Origin of the sequence: Vibrio sp. B172a, from assembly GCF_030248355.1 — a bacterium.
Lineage (GTDB): Bacteria > Pseudomonadota > Gammaproteobacteria > Enterobacterales > Vibrionaceae > Vibrio > Vibrio owensii.
Genome location: NZ_JAHGAC010000030.1, coordinates 1 through 20956, shown reverse-complemented (window position 1 = coordinate 20956; position 20956 = coordinate 1). Strand labels below are relative to the sequence as shown.

19 protein-coding genes are annotated in these 20956 nt (G+C 45.4%); 17 read left to right on the top strand and 2 right to left on the bottom strand.

From position 1 onward, the window contains the following. Window positions 1–101 precede the first annotated feature (101 nt). The 9 genes from KIT90_RS23370 (at window position 102) to KIT90_RS23330 (ending at window position 9381) form a co-directional block, all read left to right on the top strand. Window positions 102–278 carry a hypothetical protein gene (locus tag KIT90_RS23370; RefSeq protein WP_009706892.1) on the top strand — a complete coding sequence of 59 codons (177 nt, stop codon included), beginning with the start codon at window positions 102–104 and terminating at the stop codon, window positions 276–278. Window positions 279–506: 228 nt separating this feature from the next. Beyond that, complete coding sequence (gene ribA / locus KIT90_RS23365) at window positions 507–1154, top strand: GTP cyclohydrolase II (RefSeq protein WP_171371056.1); 648 nt, start codon at window positions 507–509, stop codon at window positions 1152–1154. 175 nt (window positions 1155–1329) lie between these two features. Beyond that, window positions 1330–2592, top strand: a complete 1263-nt coding sequence (locus KIT90_RS23360; protein ID WP_020196502.1) for an imelysin family protein — start codon at window positions 1330–1332, stop codon at window positions 2590–2592. 92 nt (window positions 2593–2684) lie between these two features. Then, on the top strand, window positions 2685–4067 hold the full coding sequence (locus KIT90_RS23355) for a di-heme oxidoredictase family protein (protein WP_285379001.1): 1383 nt from the start codon (window positions 2685–2687) through the stop codon (window positions 4065–4067). Window positions 4068–4077: 10 nt separating this feature from the next. Beyond that, entirely contained in the window at window positions 4078–5115 is a 1038-nt protein-coding gene (locus tag KIT90_RS23350; protein WP_285379000.1) for an imelysin family protein, read from the top strand. Then, entirely contained in the window at window positions 5096–6178 is a 1083-nt protein-coding gene (locus KIT90_RS23345) for a DUF1513 domain-containing protein (protein WP_032802897.1), read from the top strand. Before KIT90_RS23350 ends, KIT90_RS23345 begins: the two co-directional genes overlap by 20 nt. Before the next feature lie 104 nt (window positions 6179–6282). Next, a complete protein-coding gene (locus tag KIT90_RS23340) occupies window positions 6283–7875 on the top strand; it encodes a murein L,D-transpeptidase (RefSeq protein WP_285378997.1) in 1593 nt (530 codons plus the stop codon). A gap of 170 nt (window positions 7876–8045) precedes the next feature. Then, complete coding sequence (locus KIT90_RS23335; protein WP_038895173.1) at window positions 8046–8594, top strand: DUF882 domain-containing protein; 549 nt, start codon at window positions 8046–8048, stop codon at window positions 8592–8594. A 130-nt stretch (window positions 8595–8724) separates the two neighbouring features. Further along, window positions 8725–9381, top strand: a complete 657-nt coding sequence (locus KIT90_RS23330; RefSeq protein ID WP_258489195.1) for an MBL fold metallo-hydrolase — start codon at window positions 8725–8727, stop codon at window positions 9379–9381. Between the two features lie 12 nt (window positions 9382–9393). Here KIT90_RS23330 and KIT90_RS23325 read toward each other — a convergent pair whose 3' ends face one another. Then, window positions 9394–10062, bottom strand: a complete 669-nt coding sequence (locus KIT90_RS23325; protein WP_039838926.1) for a DUF2982 domain-containing protein — start codon at window positions 10060–10062, stop codon at window positions 9394–9396. 271 nt (window positions 10063–10333) lie between these two features. Between KIT90_RS23325 and KIT90_RS23320 the strand changes: the two genes are divergently transcribed. From KIT90_RS23320 to KIT90_RS23295, 6 genes are all read left to right on the top strand, one after another. Continuing rightward, complete coding sequence (locus tag KIT90_RS23320; RefSeq protein WP_005438876.1) at window positions 10334–10696, top strand: hypothetical protein; 363 nt, start codon at window positions 10334–10336, stop codon at window positions 10694–10696. A 415-nt stretch (window positions 10697–11111) separates the two neighbouring features. Continuing rightward, a complete protein-coding gene (locus tag KIT90_RS23315) occupies window positions 11112–12206 on the top strand; it encodes a TRAP transporter substrate-binding protein (RefSeq protein WP_020196510.1) in 1095 nt (364 codons plus the stop codon). A 130-nt stretch (window positions 12207–12336) separates the two neighbouring features. Then, window positions 12337–12876, top strand: coding sequence for a TRAP transporter small permease subunit (locus tag KIT90_RS23310; protein ID WP_039838931.1), 540 nt, complete (start codon window positions 12337–12339; stop codon window positions 12874–12876). 12 nt (window positions 12877–12888) lie between these two features. Beyond that, a complete protein-coding gene (locus KIT90_RS23305; RefSeq protein WP_005438870.1) occupies window positions 12889–14175 on the top strand; it encodes a TRAP transporter large permease subunit in 1287 nt (428 codons plus the stop codon). Window positions 14176–14291: 116 nt separating this feature from the next. Beyond that, a complete protein-coding gene (locus KIT90_RS23300) occupies window positions 14292–15647 on the top strand; it encodes a cache domain-containing protein (RefSeq protein ID WP_005438868.1) in 1356 nt (451 codons plus the stop codon). Further along, complete coding sequence (locus tag KIT90_RS23295; protein ID WP_009706881.1) at window positions 15640–16278, top strand: response regulator transcription factor; 639 nt, start codon at window positions 15640–15642, stop codon at window positions 16276–16278. The genes KIT90_RS23300 and KIT90_RS23295 overlap by 8 nt, the downstream gene beginning before the upstream one ends. Before the next feature lie 53 nt (window positions 16279–16331). Here KIT90_RS23295 and cosR read toward each other — a convergent pair whose 3' ends face one another. Next, a complete protein-coding gene (gene cosR, locus KIT90_RS23290) occupies window positions 16332–16808 on the bottom strand; it encodes a MarR family transcriptional regulator CosR (protein WP_005438864.1) in 477 nt (158 codons plus the stop codon). Between the two features lie 396 nt (window positions 16809–17204). Here cosR and KIT90_RS23285 point away from each other — a divergent pair, with 396 nt between their 5' ends. Continuing rightward, the gene (locus KIT90_RS23285; RefSeq protein ID WP_005438862.1) at window positions 17205–18776 is read left to right on the top strand and encodes a BCCT family transporter; all 1572 of its coding nucleotides are present in this window, start codon (window positions 17205–17207) and stop codon (window positions 18774–18776) included. Between the two features lie 227 nt (window positions 18777–19003). Beyond that, entirely contained in the window at window positions 19004–20887 is a 1884-nt protein-coding gene (locus tag KIT90_RS23280; RefSeq protein WP_285378988.1) for a methyl-accepting chemotaxis protein, read from the top strand. The last annotated feature ends 69 nt before the right edge of the window (window positions 20888–20956 follow it).

Below are 20956 nucleotides of genomic sequence, written 5' to 3'. Positions count from 1 at the left end.
GCAGAATGTTATCATTTTCTCGAATTTATGAAGGCTCCAGTGAATAGCAGACCATAAAAATTGAGCTGGAGGAGTAATAAAAGAATGAATAGGTGTACGCAGTGGATTCAGTTATATCGCAATTAAAAAAGGACTTTTATTCGCAGATTCGTGCATTGCAGTCACCGAAGCTGCCACAAGTCACTTCTACACTCGCCGTTTTAACCGACGAAGAGATTCAAGAACTTGAAGCGGTTTGGATTGAGCTCGCCGTATGGAAGCGCAGCCAAACGCACTAAAATCAATTCTTCAACTAACGCTTTCGAAACCCCAGGCAAATTTGTCTGGGGTTTTTTATTGTAGTTAATCATAAATGTTATATTATAACATTTGTAAAGTCGGCTAGCGGGAAGTGTCCGAACAGGATTTCCTAGCTTGTCATGAATAAGAATAGGGTTCTTTGTGATCTCAACATTGAAAAATGCGGTATCAATCCCCATAGTTGAAGAGCAAATGAGAGCAATCCCATGAATGCGATAACGAAAATGCATCAAGCAATAAATCGAGTGAGTGTAGATATGGCGGAAGTACGTGCCAGAGTAGATTTTAAAGTCGGGGCTAAAAGTAACATTGATGCCGAAATCCTGTCTTTCCATGGTCTGAAGACAGATAAAGAGCATGTTGCGATTATCTTCAAACAAGCAGACCAAACTCAGGACATGCCATTAGTTCGCATGCATTCTGAGTGTTTGACTGGCGATGTGTTCCACTCTTCACGCTGTGACTGTGGTGAGCAACTAGAAGAGACCATTAATCGTATGGGCGAATCAGGTGGCATCATCCTTTACCTTCGCCAAGAAGGGCGCGGTATTGGTCTATACAACAAGATTGATGCTTACCGCTTGCAAAGCCAAGGCATGAATACCTACGAAGCGAATAATCATTTGGGTTTCGATGATGACCTGCGTGACTTCACAGAAGCAGCACAAATGCTAGAAGCACTGGGGGTTAGCAAGATTCGTTTGGTAACGAATAATCCTAAGAAGATCCGTGAGTTATCGGAATACGGAATCGAAATTTCAGAAGTTGTCAACACTTCTGCGCACATCAAAGATGGCAATGAAAATTACCTGAAGGCAAAAGTTTCTCACGGGAAACATAACCTAAAGGTTTAATTATAAAGATAAAATTGACAATAAAGCATATGAAAAGCCTCATTATTATGAGGCTTTTTTTGTATCTGGAGTTGCAAATAAATTGTAAATTTGTATTATCTCGGGACTAAAGTGCAAATAAGAATAATTAGCACTACCAATACGATAATTAAAATGCTCAACAAGGATGCTTCAGATGAATGCAAAAAAAGTTTTAGTCCAATCTATTGCTGCATCACTCCTCATTGCCAGTGGTTCTACCGTTGCTGCTACAGTAACTAAACAACAAGTTGTCGAACATTACGCGGACGTTGCCCATGCTGTGTTTGCTGATTCAGTAACAACAGCGAAAGCGCTGGATGTAAAAATCGACGAATTCCTAAAATCACCATCAGCGAAAAAGCTTGAAGAAGTAAAACAAGCTTGGCTAGATTCTCGCGTTCCTTACCAACAGTCTGAAGTTTTCCGTTTTGGCAACGCGATTGTTGACGATTGGGAAGGTCAGCTGAATGCATGGCCACTTGATGAAGGTCTGATCGACTACGTAGCAGCGGATTACCAGTACGAACTGGGTAACGAAGGTGCGGCTGCAAACATCATCGCAAACACTAGCTTACAGATTGGTGCTTCTAAACTGGACGTTTCAAAAATTACGCCAGAATTGCTAGCGGATCTAAACGAAGTAGGCGGTTCTGAGGCAAACGTTGCGTCAGGTTACCACGCGATTGAATTCTTGCTTTGGGGTCAAGACCTAAACGGCACTAACGCGGGTGCAGGTCAACGTGCTTACACTGATTTCGTTGTCGGTTCTGAGTGTACAAATGGTCATTGTGATCGTCGTGGTGAGTACCTAAAAGCGGCTGCGGATCTACTAGTTCAAGACCTAGAGTGGATGGAAAAGCAGTGGTCTGCTGAAGTGAAGGGCAACTACCGTGAAGAGCTATTGAACGAATCTGCTGATAATGGTCTTCGTAAGATGCTATTCGGCATGGGTTCTCTTTCTCTAGGTGAGCTAGCGGGTGAGCGCATGAAGGTGGCACTAGAAGCGAACTCAACTGAAGACGAGCACGATTGTTTCTCAGACAACACGCACAACTCTCACTACTACAATGAGCAAGGCATCTACAACGTTTACACAGGTACATACAAAGGCGTAAACGGCAAAGAGCTATCTGGTCCAAGTATCGCTGACCTTGTTGCTCAAAAAGACAAGAAGGCAGCGACCGAAATTCAAAAGCAGTTTGATACAACACGTAGCCAAGTTGGTGAGCTAGTGACTTCTGCAGAGAAGAACAACCAGCACTTTGACCAACTTATTGCGGCGGGTAACGCACAAGGCAACGCGCTAGTAAACGACACCATCATGTCGTTGGTGGCGCAAACTGGTGCGATTGAGCGAGCGGCAAACATTGTCGGCATCGACAGCCTAAGCCCAGATACTGCTGACCACGAGTTTTAATAAGAAAACCATAATAAATAAGGGCTCTTTGTGAGCCCTTTTGCCGTTTGAGCTCGTTGTTATCACCCTTGTTGTATATGTAGAGCAATGATATGAAGCCATACCTAATTTCTGCGCTAGCCGCGATCCTTTCTTCTTCTGCCATGGCTTACGATGTTAAGTCTGGTGGCAAAACCAGTGTTAAAAAAGATGGCGCGAATGCCTATTCTCTTCCTGCTGCCAACCTGCCGATGAGCAAGCGCCTCGATTTCAGTGTGGGTAACAGCTTTTTTCGCAACCCTTGGGTACAAGCGCCAGCGTCAACGGACGCTCGTGATGGCCTAGGCCCGCTTTTTAATACCAATGGTTGTCAGAACTGCCACATCAAAGATGGCCGTGGTCATCCGCCAGAGAAAGATGATTTACATGCCGTGTCTATGTTAGTGCGCTTGAGCATTCCTGCGATGACGCCAGAACAAAAGAAAGCCTACATCAAAGATGGCGGCATACCTGAGCCGACTTATGGTGGCCAGCTTCAAGATTTCGCCCTGCAAGATCAAACGCCAGAAGGCAAAATCGAAATCACTTACACCGATGTGCCAGTGAAATTTAAAGACGGTACGGCGGTGACACTAAGAAAACCTCATTTAAACATTACCGATCTGGGGTACGGCGATATGCACCCAGATACCGAGTTTTCAGCACGTGTGGCACCGCCAATGATCGGCCTTGGTTTGTTGGAGAGTATTCCCGACGAAACGCTACTCGCTTGGGCCGATGAACAAGATGCCAACAAAGATGGTATCTCAGGCAAAGTAAATAAGGTGTGGGATATTGAGAAGGACGATTTCTCGATTGGTCGCTTTGGATGGAAAGCCGGACAGCCGACGCTAATGCAGCAAAATGCGGCGGCATTCAATGGTGATGTGGGTCTTACGAGCCATTTATTCCCGAACGAAAACTGCACCTCGAAACAAAGCATTTGTGACGACATGCCAAATGGCGGCAAACCAGAAGTGAGTGAAAATATTCTCGACTTCGTTGAGTTTTACAGCCAGCACTTAGCCGTACCTATTCGCCGTAACATCAATGATCCTAGCGTGAAACTAGGTCAGCAAATCTTTGCTGCGTCTGGCTGTGAAAGTTGCCATAAGACCAGTGTTAAAACGGCGAAACGACCAGAGTTGCCGGCGCTTTCTGAGCAGCTTATCCACCCATACACAGATATGCTTTTGCATGACATGGGTGAAGGCTTGGCCGATAACCGTCCGGAATACCTAGCAAACGGCCGTGAATGGCGAACGGCACCGTTGTGGGGCATTGGTTATACCGAAGAAGTAAACGGACACACTTACTTTTTACATGATGGCCGCGCTCGTAACCTGATGGAAGCGGTGTTGTGGCACGGCGGCGAAGCGGAGACAGCTAAACAAAACGTCTTAGCACTGAACAAAAAAGAACGTGACGCATTGATTGCGTTTCTGAATTCTCTATAAGGAAGCAACCATGAAAAAAACACTATTAGTGAGTGCGATTGCCGCAACGTTAAGTTTGGTTGGTTGCCAATCGACCGCCGGTTCGAGCTCAGCCAAGCCTGAGAGTACAAGTCATATTTCTCAAAGCGTGTACGAGGTTGAGTTTCAATCAGCTCAGACGTTTTTAGCGCAAACCACAGAACTTGAACAACGCTTCGCAGATTACTGCGCATCAGAGTCGAAAGATGATGCACAAGTAAAACAGCAATGGCATCAAACGATGCTTTCGTGGATGGCATTACAAGGTCAAGAACGTGGCCCTGCTACGGCATTGGAGCAAAGCTGGAATGTTCAGTTTTGGCCAGATAAAAAGAACACCACTGGTCGTAAAATGTCTGTATTGACGAAATCTGATCAAGCTTGGAGTGCAGAAGATATCTCAACCCAAAGTGTCACCGTGCAAGGTTTAGGGGCATTGGAATGGCTGCTTTACGATAAAGCGTCGACCTTATCTAGCAACAGTAATACCTGTGCGACAGGCGTTTCGATTGCAGAAAACCTCGATAATAAAGCGCAGATCATCGCGGATTCTTGGGCAGAGAACCCTTGGAAATCGCTGGAGATGACGGAATGGGAATCTGAGTACATTTCACTGCTTTCGAATCAGCTTGAATATAGCATGAAGAAGTTGAGCCGACCGCTAGCGAAGATTGGTAAGCCTCGCCCGTATTTCTCAGAATCGTGGCGTTCAGAGACCTCGCTTTCAAACCTAAAAGCCAACCTTCAAGGGATGGAAGCGTTGTACTTTGCTAACGGAAATGGTCTAGATGCGCTACTTAGAGAGCAAGGCCATGCAGATCTCGCAGACCGTGTTGTTCATCAATTTGAAATGACGTTAGAAACTTGGCCAGAAGATAAGAGCTTGTTTGCTGCACTACAAACAAAAGAAGGCTATCGCATGGTGCTTGCTCAATACAATAAGCTAGAGCAATTGAAGTACCTGATTCACGAAGAAGTGGCGATCGAGCTTGGTGTGGTTATAGGATTTAATGCAACCGATGGTGACTGATCAAACCCGCCGAAACTTACTGAAAGCCGCTCTATTCGGGGCGGCTACACCTATGATGCCATTTGGTTGTGCTTCAACAAGCTCACGTGAGCCTGCGTTGATCGGCTGCTCAATCATTGGCCGAGATAAATACGCCGCGGTGGTGGCAGATGAGCATGGTATACCGCTATCTTCATTGCCGATTCCTGAGCGTGGTCACGGTGTGGCAACAAACCAACAAGGCCACGCCGTAGTCTTTGGTCGTCGACCAGGTACTTTCTTCATGGTGTTTGATTATCGCTCAGAGCAGATGATCAAACTGCAGCTAGCAAAACCAAACCGCCATTTCTATGGGCATGGCGTTTACTCCCATGATGGCACGTTGCTATTTGCCACTGAAGGGGAGAGGGGGACAAGTCGTGGGATCATTGGTGTTTATGATGTGCAGAAGCAATATCAAAAAATCGATGAGTTAACGGGTTTTGGCCTTGGCCCTCATGAAGTGATCATGATGCCTGATGGCGCACTAGCGATTGGTGTCGGTGGTGTACACACCAACGGCCGTGAACCTCTCAATCTTGATAGCATGAGGCCGAGCCTGAGTTACCTATCACAGGAAGGTGAGCTACTGGATCAAGTGTCTTTACCGGATCATAAGTTGAGTATTCGCCACTTAGCCCATGATGGAGCGGAAACCGTGCTTTGTGGTCAGCAATATCGTGGTGAGCCGGACGAGTATCCAGCCCTGATCGCCATGCACACGCGTGGTGGTGAAATGCAAGATCTTCAAGCTGAACCTGAAGAGTGGGCGCGTTTCAATCACTACGTTGCGAGTATTGCAGCAACCGATGAATGGATCTTAGCCACTTCGCCTCCGGGCAGTTGTTATGGTATATGGTCTAAATCTACTGGCAAATTGGTAGAGCTAAGTGCGTTACCAGACGCCTCTGGTGTTGTGATCTACGGTGATGAATTCCGAGTCAGTTCTGGCGCGGGAAAAGTGGTAGAGCAAAGGCCTGAAGAGTCAAAAAATACCTTCGCAAGCGGTGTGCAATGGGATAACCATTGGTCGAGAATTATCTAGAAAGATCATCGAGTAAGCACTTATTGAGAATTTTGTTGTCGTTTTCGTCTTCAGATTCTTAATTTTAAAGCTGCAACCCGTGAGATATTTGCCATACTTTTTTTATGGCATGTAACGGAAGGATCGTTTCAGTGATTGCTAGACTCCTAATGATAACGGCACTTTTGGTGCCGTTTTGCAGCTTTTCAACAGTAGTTTCTCTCGATGCTTCTGCACAAACAGAGCAAGAGGGGGCGGTTGATCAGCTGTCTGTAGAAAAAATGATCCATTACCCAGATGTAATTGATCAACTGTATCAAAGCACTAATTATCGCTTGAACTGGGAAAACGAAAGCGATGTAGAACAACTCCTTTTTCAGCTTAAGCTCGTTGCTTTAGCAGATGTGACTCAAGAGTTTGACAACCAACTGCGCCGCATAGAACAAGTGCGTGAACAAGGCGACAAGCTTGATTTCGATCTTGTAATGAGTGACTCATTACTCATGTATCTTTCGTATCTAGAGCAGGTTCCAGAAGAGGGCATCAATTGGTTATTTGCGAACAAAGGTAATGTTAGCTTCCCTGCGCCGAGTATTGAGACGCTCTCGTTACTGAGTAATGAAATCACAGTCGGAAAGTTAGACGAGTTCCTTGCTGAGTTGCGCTCACCTTTGCAAATGGACGAATCGTTCAATACTGCATATGCATCTTTGTCGACTTACGCCAAGTTTGAGTTCCCTCTTTATCAACAAGATCAACGCTTAGCCCGAGTTGGGGATGAGTTGTTTGATAAAGCCAGTATGATTGCTCGAATGCAGATTGTAGGTGTTGATGTTGGGCATTTGGAGACGGAAACCACACTCTACGATGAAAACCTAGAGTTAGCGGTGATGGAGTTCCAACGTATTCATGGCTTGAAACAAGACGGCATCATCGGTCCCAATACGATTCGTTGGATTAACTTCTCACCACAGCAACGTTTGCACTCATTAGCCTTGAACGCAGAACGTTCTCGTATTTGGGCAAAAGAGCGAGACAACGTGGTGTTCGTTAACGTTCCCGGATATGAAGTGACTTATTGGCATGATGGACAGCCGTTGTTTGAATCTAAAGTCGTTGTAGGGAAAGCATCACGTAAGACGCCAATCATGACAGGTACATTGGACTCAGTGATCTTAAACCCTACTTGGAATGTGCCGTGGAAGATCATGGTGAAAGACATCATTCCAAAGGTGAAACGCAATCCGATGTATCTGATGCAACACAACATCCAGATTATTCGCTCTTGGACATCGCGCGAGATCATTGATCCAACAACCATCAACTGGGCAACCGTTAACCCAAGAACTTTCCCATATCGTATGAGACAATCATCTGGTTCACACAATGCTTTGGGTCTGTATAAGTTCAACATGCCGAACCCACAAGCGATCTACTTGCACGACACACCAAGTAAAAACCTGTTCAATCAGGATCGTCGAGCGTTCAGTTCTGGTTGCGTTCGTGTCGAACATGCTGACCAATTGGCGGAGTTACTCTTCAAGACTCAAGGTCTGGAAGAAAGGCTAGCGAAGAAGCGTCAAAATGGTCGTCGCTCTAACACCTCTGTACCACTTAGTGAACGAATTCAAGTGCATATCATCTATCAAACCGCATGGTTAGAAGAGGGCACCTTGTACTACCGTGATGATATTTATCAATACGATGATCAAGGGTGAGATTCGTTCTCAATTTAAAAAAATTTACAATTCATAAAATCTGTTTTCTGTTCAATAAGTAAACAGAAAAACCAGCCTAAAAACGACAAGCCGGACCGATTTATGCATTTGACGCGTTAAATTGGTTTCGGTAATGTCCGCTGCTCGTACAGTAATTGAGCAGTATTTTCATGGTAAGTCGTAATTTCTCCCGTCGTGATTTTCTTAAAATGACCGCTGGTGGTGTCGTTGTTGCTTCAGCAATGCCAAGCATGTCTTGGGCATCTCTGCCTGATGAACCTCGTGTTCTCGCGATGAATAACCTCAATACTGGTGAGCTGTTGGAGTCGTGCTACTTCAATGGGACAAATTATGTCGACGAAGAACTGAAGCGTCTTGATCAGTTTTGTCGTGATCATCGCCGTAATGAAGTTCATCCAATGGATCGACGTCTGTTCGATCAGATCAGTCAAATCCAAAAGTTGATTGGTACGGAAGCCGAGGTGATTGTGATCTCTGGCTACCGCTCTCCATTGACTAACGCATCATTGCGTAATGGTTCTTCAGGTGTGGCGAAAAAGAGCATGCACATGGAAGGAAAGGCCATTGATTTCCGTTTAGATGGCGTGAAGCTTTCAACGGTTCGAGATGCGGCATTGAGCCTAAAAGCCGGTGGAGTGGGTTATTATCCGCGCAGTAACTTTGTTCATATCGATACGGGTGCTGTTCGTTCTTGGTAGTGCCAAGTTGAGACAGGGTTTCTCGTCTCAGAACGTCGCCTATTACCCATGGTACAAAGCTTGAAGTCACTAGGGCTTAGTGTCATAGTTGCGGCAGTTTTCATGCAAATTTATTCGGTATAGGTTATCTATGGCTCTGAAATACCAAGTTGTTCCAGTAACATCTTTCTCTCAAAACTGTTCTATCGTCTGGTGTGACGAAACCATGAAGGGCATTGTGGTTGATCCAGGTGGTGATGAAAAGCAACTCGCAATGCTGATCAAAGAACTGGGTGTTGAAGTAGTAAACCTAGTGCTAACACACGGCCACTTAGACCACGTTGGTGGTACAGAGCCGCTGTCTGCACTGCTTGGTGGTACTGAGATTGTTGGCCCTCACAAGGCAGATAACTTCTGGTTGCAAGGTTTAGAAGGCCAAAGCCAAATGTTTGGTTTCCCACTGACTGAAGCGTTTGAACCGCATCAGTGGCTAAATGAAGGTGACAAGGTCACTTTTGGTAATCAAACCCTAAACGTGATTCACACTCCAGGCCATACGCCGGGTCACGTAGTGCTTTACAGCGAAGAAGCACGCTTGGCGTTTGTCGGCGACGTTCTGTTTAACGGTAGCGTTGGTCGTACAGATTTCCCACAAGGTGATTTCAACACGCTGATTGGCTCAATCAAAGAGAAGTTATGGCCGCTTGGCAACGATGTTACTTTCGTACCAGGTCATGGTCCACAGTCGACATTTGGCCACGAGCGCAAAACTAACCCATTCGTTGCTGACGAAATGCCGCTTTACTAAAGCGTTTCTGAATTAAGCATCTGGCTCGGCGGCCGCTAGGTAACGTCGAGCCAATCCCACAAACTCTTCCGCTTCTCTATCCAAATCACTGGCTGAGATAAACACGTCGTAGCCATAAAATCGTCTTTGATATTTCATTCTGTTCGCTAGCATTGCTTGTAGGCCCTCATAGTGCATCCCTTCTTTATTGATGTAAGGAGCGGGGTCTAACACCATGTCTTCAAACTTTGTTTCGCAATTATTTTGTCTTGCTCCTAAATAAAGCAGGGCCCTTTGCCCAAGCAAGATTTCTGTCGCGATACGTGGACAAATCGCGTTGAGATAAGGGGAGTAATGCTTCAACCGAATTCCTATCCAAGGAAGGGGTTGGTGCCAGCCTTCTTGCTCGTATGTGCAAATGCCTATGGAGTCGATGTCTTTCCAGCGTACCACCCAGCCGCCTTTAAAGAGGTGTTGTTGAAAGTGAGAGGCGGTGAGGGTGAAGGAGACTTGGCTCTTTTTTATCATGATGATGGCGAAACCAACGATGATGGCCATCAGTACGACCGACAGCATCGCTTGTTTCCATCCCGGCGCAATCAAAACCAGAAACATGGTGATGGTGACGACCATAAACATAATCAGTTTGTTGATGGGGGAGTCGGATTTGAAATGTGAGTTACTTAGATGCAGCGTTTCCATGCTTTCAACCTCAATGAACAATGGCGTTGAGACACATGTTTCTCGATATTCACTTATTTGCCTATCAAGAACAAAGAACCTCTGTTTTTATACCCAGTATTCAATAAATCCGTTCACAATTTATCTGATTAAATAGTAGACGTTCTATGCAGTGAGCGCATTTTTCATCGCGTTTCGCCGCTAAAACCTACAAATCGCTGATGAATTTTGGTATAAAACGCGCTTCAAATTTTCATCCCTGCTGAGATGCAGTGAACTGGAGAAATATTCAATGAGACTTGCTCATAAGCGTAAAGTGCAGATGAAACTGCAAAAACGCATTAAAGCGACAGTAGCAAACGTAGCTGCGGCACCAAAAGCGGCAAAACCTGTTGCTGAGAAAGCAGTAGCTGAGAAGAAAGTAGCTGCAGCGAAAACTGTTGAGGTTGCACTAACTCCTAAGCAACAACAAGTTCTAGATATCGTTGTAGCAAATGCTGAAGGTATCAACCCTAAAGGTATTGGTCTAGCTGCAGGTCAAGAAGACACTAAAGCGGCATCATGGGCTACTGGCGCACTGAAGAAGCTTCTTGAAGAAAACCTAGTTCAAAAAGAGCAGTTAGCAGGTAACAAAGTTATCTATAAAGCAGTTTAATTACCGCTGTAATTCTGTTTCTTAATTGAATACCTCGACTCCAGTCGGGGTATTTTTTTGCCCGAAAAACGCTTTTCACTCATTTCTAACTGAGTATTCTAACTATACAATTCCGTCATTTGTCACATTTTATTAAATACTGTGTAAATTCTTTCGCAGTCAACTACGTACGTGCTTTATAAGATTTTGATGTGACGGCTTGTTTGTTAACTATCTGAATAATAAAAATTCCTGTAATTTGATATTAAAAAGACTACGTATAACCACGTAATACTAATGGCTAAGGCTCGCGTTTAAGTGCATTTTTGTTGCGTGTTCATGCCCATTTCTTACTTCCATGTAATGTCCCATCTTCTATAGCGAATCCTTATGTAATGGATGACAACAATAACCTTGGTGACAAAGGACGTGAACGATGAGTCTTATCCAAAAATCTCTTAAACGAGTGCTCAAGGCGACAGCAATGGTCGCGACGATGGCATTCGTAGCAACTTCTGCTCATGCTGCTGATGACAAAGTATACCGCCTCAAACTAGCGGAGACGTGGGGGCCAAATTTCCCTATCTTTGGTGACGCAACAAAGAACATGGCAAAAATGGCGGAAGAAATGTCAAACGGACGCTTACAAATCCGCATTGACTCTGCGAACAAACACAAAGCACCACTTGGTGTGTTTGATATGGTGAAATCCGGTCAATACGACATGGGTCACTCGGCGTCTTACTACTGGAAAGGCAAAGTACCAAACACCCTTTACTTTACCTCTATGCCTTTCGGTATGTTGCCAACAGAACAATACGCATGGTTCTACTACGGTGGCGGTATGGAGTTGATGGAAAAAGTTTACTCTCCGCACAACCTACTATCTTTCCCTGGTGGTAACACGGATACCCAAATGGGTGGCTGGTTCCAGAAAGAAATCAAATCAGTCGATGACCTACAAGGTCTGAAAATGCGTATCCCAGGCTTTGCAGGTGAAATTCTTGCTGAGCTAGGTGCGAAGCCAACTAACATTGCACCGGGTGAACTATACACCTCGCTTGAGCGTCGTACGATTGATGCATTGGAGTGGGTAGGTCCTTCTCTTGATTTACGTATGGGTTTCCACAAAATTGCACCTTACTACTACACAGGTTGGCATGAGCCGGGTACTGAGCTGCAGTTCCTAGTGAACAAGCGTACTTGGGAACGTCTACCAGATGACCTGAAAGCGATCCTTCAAGTTGCGATGAAAGCAGCCGCGTACGACATGTACACTCAGTCTAAGCACGAGAGTGGTAAGAACTGGGCTTCAATTCAATCAGAATACCCTGATGTTCAAGTAAAAGACTTCCCGCCTGAGGTTATTTCAGCGCTACGTGAAGCGAACGAACGTCTACTTAAACAGCACGCGGAAAAAGATGCGCTAGCGAAAGAGATTCAAGAATCTCAAGCAAGCTACATCGAGCAAGTGCGTCCTTGGTCTGATATCTCACACCGAGCTTACCTAAACAGCCAAGCCCAGCAATAACTTCGACTGCTGGCTAGCTCAAGCGATTTAGCCAGCAAAAGAAGCCCAAGAAAAACTTCTCTTAGAGAAGACTATAACAAGTGCTCCGCGAACCAGCGGAGCCAATCCCACACGTTCCATGGAGTTCGGAATGAGAAGCCTTATTTATATTGAGCGAATCTTTAACCGCTTTGGTGATTTTCTGGGGTGGTTATCCAGCATCCTATTCATTTTGTTATTAGCGAACGTGGTGTACGACGTTGTTATGCGCTACGTGTTTAATGACGTATCCATTGCCTTCCAAGAAATGGAGTGGCATCTATTTTCCGCTGTATTTTTATTGGGTGTGCCATACGCGATTAAATCCGGTGGTCACGTTCGAGTCGACATTTTCTATGAGCGTTTATCCTATAAAGCACAATCCATCATCGATATCTTGGGCACGTTACTTTTTCTATTCCCATTCTGCTTATTGGTTGCTTGGTTCGGTATCGATTTTGCCAAAGAGAGTTTCGCTCTCGGAGAAACGTCTGGAGACCCTGGTGGTTTACCATATCGATGGATCATAAAAGCCATGATTCCACTCTCATTCTTGTTTATGGCGATCAGTGGTATGGGCTTACTGCTTCATTCGATCAATAAAATTGTTAACCCTCATCTTATCTATGCCGGTAACAACGGTAAGTCGTAAAAGGAAGTCAACATGATCGGTATAGTGATGTTTTTTGTAGCGCTGTTTGCGTTACTACTCGGTTTCCCTGTTGCCTTTACCTTTGGCGGCATTGCATTAATTTTCGGCGTATGGGCAGAAGGCATCGAGATGTTTGCATTCATGCCATATCGCATTCAATCCATCATGGAAAACACGGTATTGATGGCAGTACCACTGTTTGTCTTCATGGGGTTGGTTCTACAAAAGACCCGATTGGCAGAGCAGTTGCTTGAGTCGATGGGGCGTTTGTTTGGTGGTATTCGTGGTGGTATCGCTATCTCAACGGTTTTGGTTGGTGCGCTGCTTGCAGCATCGACGGGCGTGGTTGGTGCATCAGTAGTGGCAATGGGGTTGATCTCTTTGCCAGTGATGCTTAAGTACAACTACGACAAAGGTTTGGCATGCGGCACCATTTGTGCTTCAGGCACGCTTGGACAAATCATTCCGCCTTCTATTGTTCTAATTCTTCTTGGTGATGTGCTGGGGGTGCCAGTCGGAGACCTTTTCCAAGCCGCGGTTTGGCCGGGTTTAATGCTGGTTGGTGCGTACGTTATCTATATTTTGATTTACGCTAAGCTCAACCCAGAGGCAGCTCAACCTATCGAACGTGATGAATCCATCAGCCGTAAGGAAGAGGTGATTACTGCGCTCAAAGCCGTTTTGCCACCTTTGGCACTGATCATTGTGGTTTTGGGTTCTATCTTTGCTGGTATTGCCACTCCGACCGAATCAGCGGCGCTAGGCGGTGCTGGTGCGATTGTTCTTTCGCTACTTTACAAACAGTTCAGCTGGTCAATGGTGTATGAAGCATCAAAAGAGACGGTAAAAGTCACAGCGATGGTTTTCGCGATTCTACTGGGTGCAACGGCATTCTCGATGGCATTTACCTACACGGGCGGCGACTACTTGGTAGAAGAGTGGATGCTAGAGCTTCCAGGCGAGAAGTGGGGCTTTTTGATCATTACCATGTTGGTGATTCTTATTCTCGGTTTCTTTATCGACTTTGTAGAGATCTGTTTCATCATCGTGCCGATCATTGCGCCTGTGGCTGAGTTAATGGGTATCAACATGACGTGGTTTGCGATTTTGATTGCCATGAACCTACAAACCTCATTCCTCACACCACCATTTGGATTTAGCTTGTTCTATTTGAAAGGTGTAGCACCAACGGGTGTGACAACTCGTGATATCTATCGAGGCGTTATGCCATTTATCGCGATTCAAATCGTGGTTCTGGCTTCCCTGTTGTTCTTCCCTGGCTTTTACGGCATGTCATAAAAGCCATGATGTCATCGGTGAACGAAGTTTTTGTGACCTGAGAGTTTTTACCTTTTGAGACAAGTTGTTAAGCTGATTAGTTATTAAGCTAATCAGCGTTTCATTGGAGGAAAGGGATGCCTCTCAAAGCCAAATTAATCTTGCTGGCATTGATCCCGGTGGTGTTGGTGTCAGCAAGCATCAGTTGGATTTCCATCTACCAAGCGAAAACGTTGGGTCAACGTGAAGTGGAGATCTTTCACCAAAGTCTGATCCAATCAAAAGAAGTGGCATTGAAAGATACCGTTGATCTGGCTTTCGATGCTATTTCTCACATCTATAACGACTCTACTATCGACGAGCATGTTGCCAAAGAACGTGTAAAAGCCATTCTCAATCGCCTTCGCTATGGCTCAGATGGTTACTTCTTCGCTTACGATAAACACGGCACGAATCTAGTTCATCCGATATTGCCTGATCTCGTGGGGCAGAACTTACTTCACATTCAAGATGAAAACGGCGATCACCTGATTGAGGCGCTACTTTATCAAGCTCAACTTGGCGGCGGTTTCCATCAATATCTTTGGCAGAAGCCCTCCACAGGTGAAGTCGTGCCTAAGTTAAGCTACGCGGCATGGCTTGATAAATGGGAATGGATGATTGGAACGGGGTTGTACATAGAGGATGTGAGCCGTGAAGTTGCCAACATGCGCGCTGCGGTGAATCAGAATATCGAGACGACTTTCTTTACCGTAGTTGTGATTTTGGTTGTGACGGTCGCCGTGATCATTGTTTTAACCCTCGCTATCAACCTCCATGAACATCGCTTAGCGGATAAAAACCTTAAAGAACTGGCGCACAAAACGGTGATGTTCCAAGAGGATGAGAAAAAGCACCTAGCGAGAGAGCTGCATGATGGTATCAATCAGTTGTTGGTTTCAAGTAAATGCCATCTCGATTTGATGGGGCATCGTATTGAAGATGAAAAGCTTAAATCCCACCTCGACAAATCACAGCGCTCGTTGATCACCGCAATTAATGAAGTGCGTCATATCTCCCATCAACTTCGCCCGAGCGCCTTGGATGACATCGGCCTAGAGGCGGCGCTTTCTACGTTATTGCAGGACTTTCATTCCCATTCTGGTATGGACATCGACAGTCATTTCGATACCGGTCAGGTTAAGCTGAAATCGGAAGTGGCGACCACGCTATATCGCGTTGCTCAGGAATCGTTGAACAATATTGAAAAACACGCCAAGGCAAAAAAGGTCACCGTTATTTTGCAAAAAATGGGCAATATGCTGCAATTACTGATACGGGACGACGGTATTGGCTTTATGGTCAATCAATCGGTACACCGCCAAGGGATTGGCCTGCGTAACATGCGTGAGCGTGTGGAGTTTATTGGCGGCGAGTTTGAATTGATGAGCGAACCAGGGTTGGGGACGGAAATCACCGTATTGTTAGATTTGGATGGATTAGTTTATGGATAAACCAATTAGTGTGGTGATTGTGGACGATCATCAGGTTGTACTGGATGGGTTTATGGCGCGTCTGGAATTGGAACCTGACATTGATGTGATCGGCACAGCAAGCAATGGGCTTGAGGCCATTGAAGTGTCAAAAGTGCTCAACCCGGATGTCATCTTAATGGATATCAGCATGCCAATTATGAATGGGATAGAAGCCACAGGCGTGATTAAGGAAGAACGCCCGGAAAGTAAAATTCTGATGCTGACTATGCACGACAATCGCGAATACATCATGAAGGTGATGCAAGCCGGAGCAGTCGGTTATATGTTGAAAGAAATCTCAGCCGACAAGATGGTTCAAGCGATTAAAACCGTGAATCAAGGTTCGACGTATTTTTGTGAATCTGTCACGCAGACCCTGTTTACTCAAGATGTTGTACCTGCGGCACAAAAGCCCAATCCACTGAGTCGCCGCGAAGAAGCAGTACTTAAATTAGTCGCACAGGGGAATAGTAGTAAAAAGATTGCTACGCTTTTGGATATTAGTTATCGAACGGTGGAAACGCATCGTCACAACATCAAACACAAGCTGGACTTACATTCGACCGCTGAGTTAGCGAAATATGCGTTTGAAACAGGGTTGATTGAGTAAGAGAAGGGCAAACGCGCTCATCACGGATGGGAGTCATGAGCGCACAGAGAAGCTTATTCTGGTTTAGTGATGCTGCCTAGTTCAAGCATTGGCGCAACATCGATGTCTTCTGCGTTCATCATGGTAGAGATGCGCTGAACAGAAGATAGCAGCAAGCTTTGTTCCCACTCTTCAAGCTTTTGGAAGCGACTGATGAAGTGCTCTTGCAATGGCGTCGGAGCTTGTTTAAGCGCTTCTTGGCCTTTTTCCGTCAAGACAGCATGAACTTTACGCTTGTCTTCTACGCTGCGGCGTCGTTCGACAAGTTGATTGCGCTCTAAACGGTCAAGGATAGTCGTAGCCGTTGCCTGACTCATGTTGGTATGGCTAGACAATTGCTTGATAGTGACATTATCAAGTTCACTAATAGCACGCATTAGAATCAGCTGAGGAGCCGTCAAACCAGACTCTTTGCTCAACTTCTTTGAATGTAAATCAATAGCGCGGATGATCTGACGAATCGAGACCAAGACTTCTTCGTACTTTTCCAATTTCGTAATCCAGTCATTAAGGGATCATGTAACGAGGCGACACTAACTCAAAAGCGTTGTTATTAAAAGGGCTTAGTTAGGGATCGCAACACCAATTTTCAATTATTTGCCTTGGCTCTCCTTATTGTTTTTAAGGGTATTCGGCGGGTAAAAAAGTAACGGCTAGAATTATTATAGTAATAAATGTTTGTGGTCTAATTATTGTCGTGGTTGTTTTCGCTTTTTTTGGTGGATTTTTCTGATTGAAAAGTAAGTTATTGGATTTTTTATCAGCAAAAGATAGACAAAAACGCCTCAAATGGTAGGATCTTCCACTTTCATGGAAAATAAAATGTATCGTGTTCGAATGAATTTTTGGTTTGCTGCCGAAAAACTAGAACACAAAAGAGAGGAACAATGACAAAAGGTATAGATAAGTACAGTATCGACAGTACCGACTATACGGTTGGTCAAGACAACGTCCAGAAATGGGGTTTTGACGTACATAATCCTGTTTTTGGTATCAGTGCTGGTTTCATTGCACTATTTCTTATCGCGGCGTTGGTGCTTGATGCACATACCGCAAAAACAGCGTTGGATGGCATTAAGCTAAAAATCATTAGCTCATTTGACTGGCTGTTCATCCTTTCAGGCAACATCTTCGTAATCTTCTGTTTAGCTTTGATTGTGTCACCAATGGGTAAGATTCGCCTTGGTGGTAAAGATGCGGTAGCAGATTACTCTTTCATGTCTTGGCTTGCGATGTTATTCGCGGCAGGCATGGGTATCGGTTTGATGTTCTGGAGTGTGGCAGAGCCTGTAGCTTACTTCACTGGTTGGTACGAAACGCCTCTCGGTGTTGAAGCCAATACCCCAGAGGCTGCAAAGCTTGCACTGGGCGCGACAATGTTCCACTGGGGTCTACACCCATGGGCAATCTACGGTGTCGTAGCACTTTCATTAGCTTTCTTTACTTACAACAAAGGCCTTCCGCTTTCTATGCGTTCGATCTTCTACCCATTGTTGGGCGATCGCGCGTGGGGTTGGGCTGGTCATATTGTTGATATCCTTGCAGTACTAGCAACGCTATTTGGTCTTGCAACGTCTCTAGGTCTTGGTGCGCAACAAGCAGCGAGTGGTATTCACCACGTGTTTGGTGTGGAGCCGGGTCTAGGCCTACAGATCGTCGTTATTACGATTGTGACGTTACTTGCGGTTGTTTCGGTAATCCGTGGTATCGATGGTGGTGTAAAGGTCATCAGTAACATCAACATGGTTATTGCATTCCTACTGCTTATCCTTGTGGGTTTGATTGGTTGGGCAGTGAGCTTAGGTTCAATTCCTACAACCTTCATGGCGTACATAGAAAACTTGGTTCCACTGAGTAACCCGTTTGGTCGTACTGACGAAGCTTGGTTCCAAGGTTGGACAGTATTCTACTGGGCTTGGTGGATTTCATGGTCACCATTCGTAGGTATGTTCATTGCTCGCGTATCTCGTGGCCGTACGGTTCGTGAATTCATCACGGCAGTACTGATTGTTCCTACAGCGGTAACACTAATTTGGATGTCAGTATTCGGTGGTCTAGCTATCGATCAAGTGATCAACAATGTGGGTGAGCTAGGTGCAAACGGTCTAACTGACGTATCACTAGCGATGTTCCAAATGTTTGATGTTCTGCCATTCGGTAACATGCTGTCTATCATTGCTGTTGTGTTGGTATTGGTATTCTTCATCACTTCATCGGACTCTGGCTCACTGGTTATCGACAGTATTACTGCTGGTGGTAAAGTGGATGCGCCAGTTCTACAACGTGTATTCTGGGCATTTATGGAAGGTGCGATTGCGGTTGCACTATTGTGGATTGGTGGTTCAGAAGCGGTTCAAGCGCTGCAGGCTGGTGCTATCTCTACCGCGTTACCATTCACATTCGTTTTGCTTGCAATGTGTGTCAGCCTATTGATGGGCATGAGAACAGAACGTCAGTAATTGATGTGATTTATAAATATCGTTAGATATTAACGAGTTAAAAAGCCAGCGGAATGCTGGCTTTTTTTGTGCGATTTTTCTGACGCTTGCCAAAAAAATGACGAAGTAAATTCTTTATTTTACAACAGGTTATTGTCTTAATTTTGTGAATAATCTTCGTGATTACTTTGTCAGAAATGTGTAATATTCAGCCACCTTAACTGTTCTCCCAACCTCTTATAATAATTATGAAATTATCATTAAAACAAAAGCTAATTGGCGCAAGCCTATCTGCTGTTGTAGTGATGGCAACAGCACTGACTTGGCTGTCGGCTGGTCAATTGTTTGATCAGACGCGTTCAGGTGTCTATTCACGCGCACAAAGCCTAAGTAACGCAGCATCAGAAGGTATTTCTGACTGGGTTTCGATTCGCAAAGACATTGCAACGGCTTTCAACGACTACTCAACAGAGCAAGACGTGGTGCCTTTCTTACAACAAGCGCGCAAAGCGGGGGGCTTTGACGATATCTTCCTAGGTACTCCGGAAGGTGGCATGTACCGTTCTCATCCAGAACGTAACCGTGCAGACTATGATCCTCGTACTCGCCCTTGGTACAAAGATGCAAATGCAGCAGGTAAGCAGATCATCACTGAAGCTTACCAAGATGCGATCACTAACGCGCTACTGGTTACCATTGCAGAACCTGTAATGAAAAACGGTAAGTTTGTTGGTGTTGTTGGTGCCGACGTTCTGATTGATCAGTTGATCAATGACGTTATCAGTTTAGATGCGGGTGAAAATGCGCATGCAATGCTGATCGACATGAATGACGGAACTTTCCTTGCGCATCCAAACAAAAGTTTAACGCTTAAGCCAATCACTGACCTATCTAAAGAATTTACGAAAGATTCTATTGAACGTGCAGCAAACACGGGTTCAATTGAAACGGCAACCATTCAGGGCAAAGACAAGCTTTATTACTTCAGTAAAGTACCTGGTACAAACTGGATGTTTGCGATTGAAATGGACCGCGCGACAGAAGAAGCAAGCCACGCGCAACTGCTACGTGAAATGCTGATTACTGCGGTACTGATTACGATCGTGGTGATTGTGGCCGTATCTTGGCTAGTGGGCTTCTTGTTCCGCGACCTTGGCCGAGTATCACAAGCGCTTGAAGAGATTGCATCGGGTGAAGGTGACCTAACGCAACGTCTTGAACCGCGCAGTGATGATGAAGTCGGTAAACTGGCAGACAACTTCAACCGCTTTGTGGGCAATATGCACACGATGGTAACCAAGTTAAGCCATGTATCATCGGCACTTTCTGAGCAAGCACGCACAACGGCTCAACAAGCTGAAGAGCGTAGTCAGCGTATTTCTTACCAGCAAGACGAAATCAACATGGTCGCGACGGCTGTTAACGAAATGGCAGCAGCGACACAAGAGATTGCAGGCAACGCAGATAACACAGCATCAAGCTCTGAAGAAGCGGTTCAAGCATGTGTTCACGGTTCTGGCCAAGTTACTCAAACGCAAGGCTCTATCCAAAACCTAGCGCAAGAAGTACAAGTAGCAACCAACGTGATCCAAGAGCTGGAAGCACACGGTAACGCAATTAATACGATTCTTTCGACTATCCAAGGCATCGCAGAGCAAACTAACCTGCTAGCACTAAACGCAGCTATCGAAGCGGCGCGTGCGGGTGAGCAAGGTCGTGGTTTTGCGGTAGTGGCGGATGAAGTTCGTGTTCTGAGCCAACGTACTCATGCTTCTACTCAAGAGATTCAAGAAACGATTGAGATGCTACAAGGCACAACAGCGAAAGCGGTCGGTATTATGGATGACAGTCGTCGTCTAGCAGACACCAGCGTTGATGATGCAAACTCAGCAGCAGTGAGCCTTACTCAAATTCACTTAGCGGTAGAGCGTATCAGCGATATGGCAACGCAAATTGCGTCTGCAGCGGAAGAGCAAGCGTCTGTGACAACGGAAATCACTCGTAACACTGAAGGCATTCGTGACGTGTCTAACGAGCTTTCTGTTGAAGCGCACCAAGCGGCAGAGCAAGCGGCGCATTTGTCTGAGCTTTCTCATGAGCTAGAGCAAGAGATCAATCGCTTCAAGCTGTAAGCTTAGAGTGTTAGCTAAGCGCTGATATTCGCGTTTAGTGGAAAGAGAAAAGGAGCCAATTGGCTCCTT

Bases quoted from the DNA above. Each gene is read 5' to 3' on its own strand.
- KIT90_RS23305 (WP_005438870.1), top strand. From the start codon at position 12,889: ATGATCGGTATAGTGATGTTTTTTGTAGCGCTGTTTGCGTTACTACTC.
- KIT90_RS23345 (WP_032802897.1), top strand. From the start codon at position 5,096: ATGCAACCGATGGTGACTGATCAAACCCGCCGAAACTTACTGAAAGCC.
- KIT90_RS23280 (WP_285378988.1), top strand. From the start codon at position 19,004: ATGAAATTATCATTAAAACAAAAGCTAATTGGCGCAAGCCTATCTGCT.
- KIT90_RS23285 (WP_005438862.1), top strand. From the start codon at position 17,205: ATGACAAAAGGTATAGATAAGTACAGTATCGACAGTACCGACTATACG.
- KIT90_RS23350 (WP_285379000.1), top strand. From the start codon at position 4,078: ATGAAAAAAACACTATTAGTGAGTGCGATTGCCGCAACGTTAAGTTTG.
- KIT90_RS23330 (WP_258489195.1), top strand. From the start codon at position 8,725: ATGGCTCTGAAATACCAAGTTGTTCCAGTAACATCTTTCTCTCAAAAC.
- KIT90_RS23310 (WP_039838931.1), top strand. From the start codon at position 12,337: ATGAGAAGCCTTATTTATATTGAGCGAATCTTTAACCGCTTTGGTGAT.
- ribA (WP_171371056.1), top strand. From the start codon at position 507: ATGAATGCGATAACGAAAATGCATCAAGCAATAAATCGAGTGAGTGTA.
- KIT90_RS23300 (WP_005438868.1), top strand. From the start codon at position 14,292: ATGCCTCTCAAAGCCAAATTAATCTTGCTGGCATTGATCCCGGTGGTG.
- KIT90_RS23295 (WP_009706881.1), top strand. From the start codon at position 15,640: ATGGATAAACCAATTAGTGTGGTGATTGTGGACGATCATCAGGTTGTA.
- KIT90_RS23335 (WP_038895173.1), top strand. From the start codon at position 8,046: ATGGTAAGTCGTAATTTCTCCCGTCGTGATTTTCTTAAAATGACCGCT.
- KIT90_RS23360 (WP_020196502.1), top strand. From the start codon at position 1,330: ATGAATGCAAAAAAAGTTTTAGTCCAATCTATTGCTGCATCACTCCTC.
- KIT90_RS23340 (WP_285378997.1), top strand. From the start codon at position 6,283: ATGGCATGTAACGGAAGGATCGTTTCAGTGATTGCTAGACTCCTAATG.
- KIT90_RS23325 (WP_039838926.1), bottom strand. From the start codon at position 10,062: ATGGAAACGCTGCATCTAAGTAACTCACATTTCAAATCCGACTCCCCC.
- KIT90_RS23320 (WP_005438876.1), top strand. From the start codon at position 10,334: ATGAGACTTGCTCATAAGCGTAAAGTGCAGATGAAACTGCAAAAACGC.
- KIT90_RS23355 (WP_285379001.1), top strand. From the start codon at position 2,685: ATGAAGCCATACCTAATTTCTGCGCTAGCCGCGATCCTTTCTTCTTCT.
- KIT90_RS23315 (WP_020196510.1), top strand. From the start codon at position 11,112: ATGAGTCTTATCCAAAAATCTCTTAAACGAGTGCTCAAGGCGACAGCA.